Below are 10,599 nucleotides of genomic sequence, written 5' to 3' on the forward strand. Positions count from 1 at the left end.
AAGAGCTGCCGTGAGGGGTGCGGCATGGATCATCCCCGGGCAAAGCGGTGTCGCCGCTTCGCTCTGCCACCGCACTCCACATAACAGACGGACTCCCCAAGAACGTGCGGGGGCTCCCGCGACATCTGACGCCTGACACGCCTTTCTTCAACGAGATTTCCGCCCCCGGGCGGTCAGGGGCTCGCGATGACGTGCGTTTTCGCGGTCATTGCAGCGACGAGGAAACGTCCGTCATGGCGAGCGAAGCGAAGCCATCTCGTTCCCGCCACGGCTCCGGTCCTCGCCCGTCTTGTCCGACCCCCAGGCGCCGCCCCGGCGAAACGCGCCCCGCGCGCCTTAGAGGCCGGGGGGCGTCACACCCCAGCTGTCGGAGTAGATATACTCCATGCCCACCCCTTCCACCAGCACCCCGTCCACCAGCAGTTTACCTTTCTCACGGTAGCGCACACCCCGGTCGGGCGTGAACACCACGACCAAGGCGTCGTCCGCCGGAATGGTGATGCGCACCTTTCCAGAGACGCCCTCCGGTCCGAACTGGTTCTGATTGGCGTAATACAGGTCGCAGGGCGCCGGGCCAACGTCCACGGTGATCTCCGTGTCGGTGTCATGGGGGTTGTAATAGAGAAACGTGGGGTAGGCCGGGCCGCGGTGGAAATCGGTCGCGAGACAGTCCAACTGCAAGATGTGCTCGTCGTCCGTGCGGCTGACGATCGCGCCCAGGAACCCGACGTAACTCGAGCCGTACAGGCCGAGGTCGGTCTGGGGTCCCCATTTCAGGGCGAGGGGATCGCCCGTCGCGCAGGGGCTCTTGCCCTGCCATTCCCGGCGCAGGCCCTCGTAGGCGATGACCGCGCCGGGGTCGCCCTTCCAGAAGGCGCTGGTCTGGTGGTCCGCCGGCAGCGCGTCGGGGTAAAACAAACGCGCGGCGTTCGCCAGATTCAGCATCCACTTGCCGACGGCGCGTGCATAGTGTTCGTTGTACCGGACCAGGGGCACGAGCGCCGCCGCCTGGGCGAAGCTGTTCATGGTGAAGGCGTAGCCGCCGTTGTTGTCAATGCTCCCGACCAGGCCGTCGCAGTCGTACCCGCCCCAGTTGCCCACCGTCACTCCCCACCCGCCGCGGCAGTCGCTGATGCCGAAGCACGACTCCACCAGATTGGTGCGGAAGTATTCCCCCCGTTCAGCCTCCATGCGGGCTGCCGCCAGAGCCCCGTACGGCGCGAGGACCTCGTAGTACGGGTTCTTGCCGTGCCCTTCCAGGAAACGCAGGCACGCTGCGGCGCCCCGGTAGTACCGCTCGTCCTGGAAACGCGACCCGGCCGTGAGGAGGAGCCAGGCCGCGCCCGCCGCGGCGTCGGGCTCGCGCCACTTGCCGTTGTCCACCGGCGTCCCCGTGCGGAAATTGAAGGCCGTGTGGTTGAAGTCCGGGACGCCGTCCGGGCCGGACAGTTTTTCGACCGCCTCCAGCCACCGGTCCGCGCCCCGGCGCATGATGTCGTCCAGCGCGCCGTGGCCGGGGTATTTGTCGGCGAGCATGGCGAACAGCATCTGCGGCCAGAGCTCGTACCAGAAGGAGCCCCCCGTCTCCTGCTCGAAGGTGTTGAGCACGAGCCCCAGCCCGTTCTTCGTGTTCTGCCAGGCCTCGCACATGCGCACATAGTCGTGCGTCGGGCCCCGCTTGTCTATGCCCACCAACGAGGCCCCGACCACCGCGGCGATGCAGGTGACCGCCTCCTGCCCGCCCTTTTTCGGCCCCTGCCGGGTATCGCCGACATACGAGTACAGCCCGAAGGTGGTCGCGTCCGTGTTGACCCGCGACTCGTCCAGCCAGATCAGCGGAAGATGCTCCCCCGTCGCCGAGAAGTCAAAGGCAAGCCGGTCAAAGGCCCGGGCCGTCTCCCGCCAGTCCCGCATCTTGAAAGGTTCCGGCAGGTTCGGCATCTGCCTCACGACCATGCTTTCGAGCTGGATCCTGTCCCACCACATGTCTCCTATTCTTCGCAGCGGGTGGACATTGGAGCGGGGCACCCTCGGCAGAAACTCCAGGGATGAAAAGGTGGCCCAGGACCCCGGAGGCCCCTCCACGCCCAGTTGTATCTGCACAGGGTAGCGGGAGTATGGAATCAAACAGCGCTCGTCAATGTCCAGCACCTTCTCTTCCGGGCCGGTGCGGCCCCGGAACAGCTCCAGGGTTGTCGGCCCGCCGGTGCCCCGCAGGTCGCCGTAAAGGCGCACGAACCAGGCCTCCGCGCCGCATCCGGACACGCGCACGCGCGCCCGGCCCGTGCCCGCGGGAAGGACCAGGTCCGACGCGACGGCCGCGGACCAGGTGCGCCCGGGGGAAACCTCCACGCGCAGTCCGCCGTCCGCAACGGACACCAGCGCCTCCTCGGGACGCCCGCCCCACCGGCCGGGGTCGGTCAGCAGTTCCGGCGTGTAGGGTTCCTCGGCGGCGCAAACCGCCGCAAGAAGGAGCACCGCCGACACCGCCGCAGAAAAGGATCCACCCGTTCGCATCAGGCACAACCTCCCTAGTTGCCTGCAGGAAAGACGCGGGTTCCGCGCCGCGCCGCCGAACACCCCATGGTACACCATCCCCGGCCGCGCGGCCCAGTCACCGGATCCCGCCGGATCGCCGGACAAGACAGCTTGAGAACCGGAGCCGTGGCAAGAACGAGATGGCGTCGCTGCGCTCGCCATGACGCGGAAACAGCCGTCATTGCGAACGAGCGCAGCGAGGGAAGCAATCTCGTTCTTGCCGCGGCTCCGGTTCTCACGCTGTCTTGTCAGGCCCCAGAGGCCGCGCCGGTGAAACACGCGCGCCGCAGCCGGGGTCTTACCAGCGGCGGCCCGGGGACGGCGCGGCGCCGCCGGGGAACCGTGCCATGGACAGGCGGACACTCGGGATAGCGGCGGCGGGCCTTGCGGCCGCCGTGGGGCTGGGGCTGCTCGAGGCGGCGTGGACCACGCCCGCCGCGCCGGGGGCGACCCGGCCGATGCTGGGGTCCCTGGGCATCGCGATGGCCCTGGGCGCGGTGTGCTGGCGGCGGCTCTGGTGGGTGCCCGCCCTGGGCATGCTGGAGGAACTCGTCCAGATCTTCGCCGGACAGCTCCCCGGCGTGTGGCCCACCCCCGCCCAGGCCCTTTTCCAGCACTGGTCCGCCGCCTTCACCCCCGTCAACCTCTACCCCTACCTCACCTTCCCGCTCCTCGCCGTCGCCGGGGAACTGGTATGGCGGCGGTTGCGCGGCAGGGCGCGCGCAGCCGCGGCGTGAAACATCCCCGCCCCCGAAACCGGGCTACTCGGAGCAGCAGAGGCGGCCGGAGAACGCGCCGCCGCCGTCCGCGTTCGCGACGGCCTTCACGAGCCACGCGATGGTCTCGCCGAGGTCCTTCATGTTGTTGAGGCCCTCGGCGTCGTTGGCGGCCTCGCCCTTTTCCAGGCCGAAGCCCATGTTCCAGTAGGTGGACCCCGGCACGATCATGCGGGTCATGAGGAACATGTGGTTGATGGCGTCCTGCACGCCGCCCGCGCCGCCGCGCCGCACGGCCACCACGGCCGCGCCGATCTTGCGGCTGAGCATGGCGTTGTTGGCGCAGGCCACCAGCCCCACGCGGTCAAGCAGCGCCGTGACCTCCGCCGAAGGCCCGGCGAAATAGGTGGGCGACCCGATCACCACGGCGTCCGCCTCCAGGATCTTCGCGATCCACGCGTTCATCTCGTCGCGGTCGTTCGCGCAGCGGCAGTCCTTGTTCTGGAAGCACGCGTAGCAGGCCTGGCACCCCCGCACCTCTTTGCCGCCCACCTGGATGAGCTCCGTCTCAATGCCCGCCGCGGCGATGGGCTCCAGCACCTTCCGCAGCAGCAGTTCCGTGTTGCCGCCCTTGCGCGGGCTTCCATTGAACGCGACAACCTTCATGGCGTTTCCCTTTCTGGTGACCATCCCGGCGGCACCGGAGCCGGCAGCGGAACCGGAGTCCCCGCATGCGGCGGATCAAGGATGTTGTTTGGAGCGCAAAGACAGCCTGAACGCGTCGGCCAGAACCCCCGCTGCCGCGACCAGGAGAACAAGCACAACCAGGAGGCCTGCCTGCGGCCCGTATTCGACCGGGCGGCCGATGAACAGGGCGACCGCCGCGCCTGCCAGGCCGCACCAGAGAAGACGGAAAAGCCCGCGCTTCCAGATGTCCTTCGGCGTTTCAAGCGGAGCGGCCTTCCACAACCACCCAGCGTGCATGTCCAATCCCTCCTGATGCGCCTGGCAACGTTCGCAGCCCGCCACGTGCGCCCGGGCCGCGGCCGACCGCCGCCGCCCGCCCGATTATACGTTCACACGGCACGGGAGGTCCATCCTCCAGGCAACGGTTCTTGGGCGGTGCGTGCCGCAGGGAAGAAGGGGGGGGAAGGCGCGGGGGGGCCAGGCAAAACAATGGCGTCCCCAAGGGGATTTGAACCCCTGTCGCCGCCGTGAAAGGGCGGTGTCCTGGACCAGACTAGACGATGGGGACGCTGCGCGCCGGACAAAAACAGCGCCGCAGGAACTGCGGCGCCGCCTGTCACCAGCGGGGTCATTTTATCAGGGAATGCCCGGAGGATGCAACTGGGCGCAGGGCAATCGCACCAAAATACGCCTTGAGCAACGCCTGCGAGCAGCATGAACGTCCCCCGGTTATGTGATTCTGTGTTTGTTGTCCCAACGGGACATCCGAATATAGCCCAGGCCAGGCCGCCGCCCGAAGGGCCAGGCCTGTCCTGGGTTGCACGTCCCAAAGCACTTCTTGCCCTGAAGGGGCAACCGAAATTTTCGCGCACACCCAAAGACAAGGCCGCGGAACGCCGGCGCTACGCAATCACGACCCGCGGCTCTTTTTCGTGCCGCCGGCGTCCCGACGGCCTTGTCTTCTTTCCGGCACGCGAATTTCGGCTGCCCCGTTGGGGCATGATGGTTCTGCGCGGGCAACCCAGGACAGGCCTGGCCCTTCGGGCGGCGGCCTGGCCTGGGCTATATGCGGCAACGCTTTCAGCGTTGAAGAGGTTGGACAAAGGGCAATGAGCGAAATCCAACCATAAAGTGCCCAAGGGTTTCAGTGCGATTGCCCTGCAACTGGGCGGGACGCGTCGGACCGCGCGCCCGCCCGGCTGTGGTACATTCTTGGCACGCGGGCGGGCGCCCGCAGGAGAGACCATGCGCGAGAAGACGGACTACACGAAGCTGCGGGTGATCCCCGGCCGCCCCTACCCGGTGGGGCCCGCAGTCTATGATTCGGGGATCCGGTTCACGGTGTTCAGCCGCCATGCGCGGCGCGTGTGGCTGGCATTGTTCGACGGGCCGGACGACACGGAGCCGGCCTGGGAGTATGAGCTGGACCCCGCGCGCCACCGCACGGGCGACATGTGGTCGGTGTTCGTGGAGAACCTGCGCGAGGACGCATATTACCTTTTCCGCATGGCGGGGCCCTGGGACCCGAAACGCGGCCACCGGTTCAACCCGCGCGTCTACCTGCTTGACCCCTACGCGAAGGCCCTGGTCGGCGACATCCACCGGGGTCCCGGATTCATGAAGTGCGTGGCCGTGTATGACCGCATGGACTGGCCGGACGACGTGCGGCCGCGGATTCCCATGGCGGACCTGGTCATCTATGAGGCCCATGTGCGCGGGTTCACCCGGCACCCGTCGTCGGGCGCGGCGCACCCGGGCACCTACCGCGGCCTCATCGAAAAGATTCCGCATCTGAAGGCGCTCGGGGTGAACGCGGTGGAGCTGCTGCCCGTGCACGAGACCGGGGAGTACTGGCTGGGCCGCTGCAGCGTGATCACCGGAAAGGAGCTGACGAACTACTGGGGGTACAGCACCATCGGCTTCTTCGCGCCGACGGGGCGCTACGCCGTCCGCGCCACGGACAGCGGGCACCTGGAGGAGTTCCGCGGGATGGTGCGCGCCCTGCACGCCGCGGGCATCGAGGTGATCCTCGACGTGGTGTTCAACCACACCTCGGAGGGGAACGCGGAGGGGCCGACGCTCTCGTTCAAGGGGCTGGACAACACCATCTACTACCTGATGCGGGACGGCGAGTACCTCAATTTCAGCGGCTGCGGCAACACGGTGAACTGCAACCACCCGCTCGTGCGCGACTTCATCCTCGACAGCCTGCGCTACTGGACCGCCGCCATGCACGTGGACGGGTTCCGGTTCGACCTGGCCTCCATCCTCGGCCGCGACCAGCAGGGGCATGTCCAGGAGGACTCGCCCCTCCTCGCGCGCATCGCCGAGGACCCCGTGCTCCGCGACGTGAAGCTCATCGCGGAGGCGTGGGACGCCGGGGGCGCGTACCAGGTGGGCTCCTTCGGCGGGTCGCGGTGGGCCGAGTGGAACGGCATGTACCGCGACGACACGCGGCGCTTCTGGCGCGGCGACCCGGGCATGGCCGGCGCCTTCGCCACGCGCCTCGCGGGCAGCGAGGACCTCTACGCCCGCTCCGGGCGCACGCCCCTCCAGTCCATCAACTTCGTCACCTGCCACGACGGATTCACGCTGGCCGACCTGTGGGCGCACAACCTCAAGCACAACGCCGCCAACGGCGAGGGCAACCGCGACGGCCAGGACGAGAATTTCAGCTGGAACTGCGGCGCCGAGGGGCCGGTGGACAACCCCGACATCCGCGCCCTGCGCCTGCGCATGCAGAAGAACCTCGCCGCCACGCTCTTCCTCTCGGCGGGCGTGCCCATGATGCTCGGCGGCGACGAGTTCGGGCGCACCCAGCAGGGGAACAACAACGCCTACTGCCAGGACAACGAGATTTCCTGGATGGACTGGTCGCTCGCCGAAACGAACGCGGAGCTGCTCCGCTTCTTCCGCGGGATCATCCGGTTCCGCGCGGAGAATCCGGGACTGCGCCGCAAGACCTTCTACCGCGGCGACGGCCCGGAAGGGCCGGACCTCGCCTGGCGCGGACCGGACGGCGGCCCGCCCCGGTGGGAGGACGGCGTGAACACGCTGGCCTGCGTCCTGCACCCGCGCGAGAACGCGGGCACTGCGGTGTTCATGGCCTTCAACGCCGCCGCCTTCACCGTCTCCTTCCGCCTGCCCGACGGGAACACCTGGCGGAAACGGGTGGACACGGGCGCGGCATCCCCGATGGACATGACAGACGGGGACGGCGCCCCGGAAGTGACCGGGGAAGTCCTGCTGGCGCCCAGGTCATTGGTGGTGCTGACGCGGAAGGACGGCTGACCGCTCAGCCGGCGAGGCCGCGCACCCAGTTCACCGCCACCCCGGCGACCACGGAGGCCAGGCCGAAGGAGACCACCACGGCGTACAGCGCCAGCACCGCCTGCCCGCAGCGGCGCAGGGTGGCGTCCCACCCGTTCACCATGGGCAGGCCCCCGAGCACAAAGACGGGCACCGCGCACGCCAGCGTGCCCGCGAGCAGCAGGGCGCGCTCCTCCACAAACCAGCCCCAGCCGCCCAGCGGCGGCATTTCCTGCTTCAGCCCCTCGCGCAAGGCCCATTCCATGCCAGACAGCGCATAGCCCGCCGCCATGTGGAGGACCGCGCAGGCCGCCACCCCCGCCAGCACGCCCCCCGCCATGCGGAACCACCGGATGCGCGGCTGCTCCTCCGCAAAGGCGCCCCCCAGGCGCAGGACAAAGTAGAGGACCACATAGGCCGTGAGCGCGACGGGCGCCACGACAATTCCCGCGGCAACCGCAGCCGCGCGCAGCGCCCAGGGGGGAATCCCGGACCGCTCCGCGAAATGCAGGCAGACCCCCAGCCACCGCGGATCCCCCAAGTCCCCCGCCCGCGGCCCCGTGAACCGCTCCGCGCTCATCAGCGCGGCGGCGGCCGCCTCCGCGTCGGCGTACTCCGCGACCACGCCCTCCACCTGGCCGTCCGTCACGGCGGCGCCGAAGCGCGCCAAAGCGCCCTCGATCCGCCCGCGGAGCCGGGCCACCGCCCGCTCGCGCGCCGCCGCCGTGAGGTCGGCCCGCCGCGCCAGCGCGCGCGACACCGCCTCAACCGCGCGCTCAACCGCGCGCTCCTGCCTGTCTGTGAGCCGCATGAAAATCCTCTTGCGCACCCCCAGCGGGGGGACCGCCAAAGTATAGACAAACCCGCCGCATGCGCGCCAGCCCGCCCCCGACTCAGCAGCCGTAGCCGTCCGTCAGCACGGGGACCAGACGTCCGTCCCGGTATTCGAAGAGGGTCACCGTGTGTGATTCCCATCCCTGCCAGGCGACCACGATCTCCGTGACGCCGTCGCCGTTCAAGTCCGCCGCGCCCAGCAGGCGGAAGTCCTTCTCCGCCTTCTCATTCAGGGGAAGCCAGCAGCGCGCCCACAGGGGCTCCGGGGAGTCTTTCTTCACGATGGCGGTCCAGTAGGTTGCCGCGTCGGCCGGTGGGGAACCCTGCGGCGCGACCGCAGGCTGACGGCGCAGAACCACGAAGAACGCGGGCACGCCGGGGGCCAACTCGAACGCCGTCACCGAGGCTAGTTCGGGAGCCTGGAGCGTTGCGGGGTCATAGGGCACCCTCCAGCAGTTGTCCGGGTAGGTCTCACACTCTTTGCGAAGGGCCTCCTCCAACGGCTGCGCCTCTTTGAGCATCCGGGCGCGGAGGGCCTCGAAGTGCGGCACTTCCTTGGCCGCCCTCATCGGGAAATGCCGGGCCGGTTGGTTGGTCAGTGCGAAGGCGCACCGGTGCCCGGATTCCGCGCGGCCGGGCTCCCGGGGCAGATAGAGAAGGTCCACCCGCTCCGACGGCTCCATGCAGGGGCGCGCCGGGATGGTGGTCTTCAGGGTGTATCCCCGGTTCGGGTCATCCAGCCGGAAGGCCTTCCGGGGGGCCACGGCGGAAGGGTCCGGCTTGACGGAATCCACGCCGCGCCAGGCGCCGTTATCAAACAGGGCAAACGCGGCCACGAGCGTTCCCGCCGGGACCTCCACGCCCGCTGTGTCCGAAGGCACCAAAATGAACGGCGGCTCCTTCGCCGCTGTCTCCCCCGCGACCGCCATGCCACCCGCCAATATCAACGCCGCTGCAAACCTCATCCGTCCGTCCATGACCGTGTCCTCCCGTTCAAGGCCGCCATGCCGCGAGTGTTTCCGCGCGCCGGGGGCCCGTTTCCCACATGACAGGCCGCACGTCAGTATACACCCCGTATTCCAACGCCGCGTCCACAGATACAATCACCCGCCGGGAAGAAAGGTTTCCGATGCCCACCCCTCCCATTCTTCTCTGCGTTCTCCGCGTCTCGGCGTTGGGTCTTCCCTTGCGAAGGGTGCCCGGCGGATTCTCCGGAAAAAACGAATGCCCCGCGCCTCTTGCGAGGCGCGGGGCGCGAAATTTAGTGCCGGCGACGTCCTACTCTCCCACAAAGTTGCCCTTGCAGTACCATGGGCGCTGGCAGGCTTAACTACCGTGTTCGGAATGGGAACGGGTGTGGCCCTGCCGCTATGGCCGCCGGCAAAAACCGGTTGTCCTGCGCGGCCCGAAGGCCGCAGGGGACGGTTCAAATTTCATTTTGACAGTGAATGCAAGGGGCATATCGCATGCAAGGACGCGGCGCGTACCCGCCGGGGGGCGGCATTACCGCCCCATTATTGCTAAGACCAAGTCTCACGAGTAATTAGTACTGGTCAGCTGAACACGTCACCGTGCTTACACCTCCAGCCTATCAACCTGGTGTTCTACCAGGACTCTTCAGGGGCTTGCGCCCAGGGAAATCTTATCTCTGGATGGGCTTCGTGCTTAGATGCTTTCAGCGCTTATCCCTTCCGAACATAGCTACCCGGCGATGCCACTGGCGTGACAACCGGAGCACCATAGGTTCGTCCAACCCGGTCCTCTCGTACTAGGGTCAGATTCCATCAAATTTCCTGCGCCCGCATAGGATAGGGACCAAACTGTCTCACGACGTTTTAAACCCAGCTCGCGTACCACTTTAATCGGCGAACAGACGAACCCTTGGGACCTGCTTCAGCCCCAGGATGTGACGAGCCGACATCGAGGTGCCAAACCTCCCCGTCGATATGAACTCTTGGGGGAGATAAGCCTGTTATCCCCGGAGTACCTTTTATCCGTTGAGCGACGACCCTTCCATGCGGAATCGCCGGATCACTAAGACCTACTTTCGTACCTGCTCGAGATGTCTCTCTCGCAGTCAAGCTCCCTTATGCCTTTACACTCTACGGCTGGTTTCCAATCAGCCTGAGGGAACCATCGCGCGCCTCCGTTACGTTTTGGGAGGCGACCGCCCCAGTCAAACTACCCACCAGACAATGTCCCGGATCCCGATAAGGGACCGCGGTTAGAGTTCAAAGATAACAAGGGTGGTATTTCAAGGATGACTCCATGGACACTGGCGTGCCCACTTCAAAGTCTCCCACCTATCCTACACATGTTATCCCTAAACACAATGCCAAGCTATAGTAAAGGTTCACGGGGTCTTTCTGTCTTGTTGCGGGTAACCGGCATCTTCACCGGTACTACAGTTTCGCTGAGTCCCTGGTTGAGACAGTGGGGAAATCGTTACGCCATTCGTGCAGGTCGGAACTTACCCGACAAGGAATTTCGCTACCTTAGGACCGTTATAGTTACG

At 67.1% G+C, this 10,599-nt stretch carries 7 protein-coding genes, 1 tRNA gene and 2 rRNA genes; 2 read left to right on the top strand and 8 right to left on the bottom strand.

The features are described 5' to 3' along the window. Window positions 1-336 precede the first annotated feature (336 nt). Window positions 337-2,517 carry a hypothetical protein gene (locus tag GXY15_13470; GenBank protein ID NLV42219.1) on the bottom strand — a complete coding sequence of 727 codons (2,181 nt, stop codon included), beginning with the start codon at window positions 2,515-2,517 and terminating at the stop codon, window positions 337-339. A 368-nt stretch (window positions 2,518-2,885) separates the two neighbouring features. Between GXY15_13470 and GXY15_13475 the strand changes: the two genes are divergently transcribed. Further along, window positions 2,886-3,275: a hypothetical protein gene (locus GXY15_13475; protein ID NLV42220.1), complete on the top strand. Its 390-nt coding sequence runs from the start codon at window positions 2,886-2,888 to the stop codon at window positions 3,273-3,275. Between the two features lie 24 nt (window positions 3,276-3,299). Here GXY15_13475 and GXY15_13480 read toward each other — a convergent pair whose 3' ends face one another. The 3 genes from GXY15_13480 to GXY15_13490 form a co-directional block, all read right to left on the bottom strand. Further along, complete coding sequence (locus GXY15_13480; protein ID NLV42221.1) at window positions 3,300-3,920, bottom strand: flavodoxin family protein; 621 nt, start codon at window positions 3,918-3,920, stop codon at window positions 3,300-3,302. A gap of 75 nt (window positions 3,921-3,995) precedes the next feature. Next, a complete protein-coding gene (locus GXY15_13485) occupies window positions 3,996-4,238 on the bottom strand; it encodes a hypothetical protein (protein NLV42222.1) in 243 nt (80 codons plus the stop codon). A 193-nt stretch (window positions 4,239-4,431) separates the two neighbouring features. After that, a tRNA-Glu gene (locus GXY15_13490) sits at window positions 4,432-4,509 on the bottom strand. Between the two features lie 677 nt (window positions 4,510-5,186). Between GXY15_13490 and glgX the strand changes: the two genes are divergently transcribed. Then, window positions 5,187-7,232 (top strand): glycogen debranching protein GlgX, encoded by a 2,046-nt coding sequence (glgX, locus tag GXY15_13495; GenBank protein NLV42223.1) that lies wholly within the window; start codon window positions 5,187-5,189, stop codon window positions 7,230-7,232. Between the two features lie 4 nt (window positions 7,233-7,236). On the opposite strand, the gene GXY15_13500 is transcribed toward glgX, so the two are convergent. The 4 genes from GXY15_13500 to GXY15_13515 form a co-directional block, all read right to left on the bottom strand. Next, a complete protein-coding gene (locus GXY15_13500; GenBank protein ID NLV42224.1) occupies window positions 7,237-8,061 on the bottom strand; it encodes a hypothetical protein in 825 nt (274 codons plus the stop codon). Window positions 8,062-8,143: 82 nt separating this feature from the next. After that, window positions 8,144-9,061 carry a hypothetical protein gene (locus tag GXY15_13505; GenBank protein ID NLV42225.1) on the bottom strand — a complete coding sequence of 306 codons (918 nt, stop codon included), beginning with the start codon at window positions 9,059-9,061 and terminating at the stop codon, window positions 8,144-8,146. A 288-nt stretch (window positions 9,062-9,349) separates the two neighbouring features. Further along, window positions 9,350-9,466 (bottom strand): 5S ribosomal RNA (rrf, locus tag GXY15_13510). Window positions 9,467-9,606: 140 nt separating this feature from the next. Beyond that, window positions 9,607-10,599: ribosomal RNA gene (locus tag GXY15_13515) — 23S ribosomal RNA — on the bottom strand; the annotation flags it as partial.

This window comes from Candidatus Hydrogenedentota bacterium (genome assembly GCA_012730045.1).
GTDB lineage: Bacteria > Hydrogenedentota > Hydrogenedentia > Hydrogenedentales > CAITNO01 > JAAYBR01.

Coding starts and splice junctions, on each gene's coding strand:
- glgX (NLV42223.1), top strand. CDS start 5,187: ATGCGCGAGAAGACGGACTACACGAAGCTGCGGGTGATCCCCGGCCGC.
- GXY15_13505 (NLV42225.1), bottom strand. CDS start 9,061: ATGGACGGACGGATGAGGTTTGCAGCGGCGTTGATATTGGCGGGTGGC.
- GXY15_13485 (NLV42222.1), bottom strand. CDS start 4,238: ATGCACGCTGGGTGGTTGTGGAAGGCCGCTCCGCTTGAAACGCCGAAG.
- GXY15_13470 (NLV42219.1), bottom strand. CDS start 2,517: ATGCGAACGGGTGGATCCTTTTCTGCGGCGGTGTCGGCGGTGCTCCTT.
- GXY15_13500 (NLV42224.1), bottom strand. CDS start 8,061: ATGCGGCTCACAGACAGGCAGGAGCGCGCGGTTGAGCGCGCGGTTGAG.
- GXY15_13480 (NLV42221.1), bottom strand. CDS start 3,920: ATGAAGGTTGTCGCGTTCAATGGAAGCCCGCGCAAGGGCGGCAACACG.
- GXY15_13475 (NLV42220.1), top strand. CDS start 2,886: ATGGACAGGCGGACACTCGGGATAGCGGCGGCGGGCCTTGCGGCCGCC.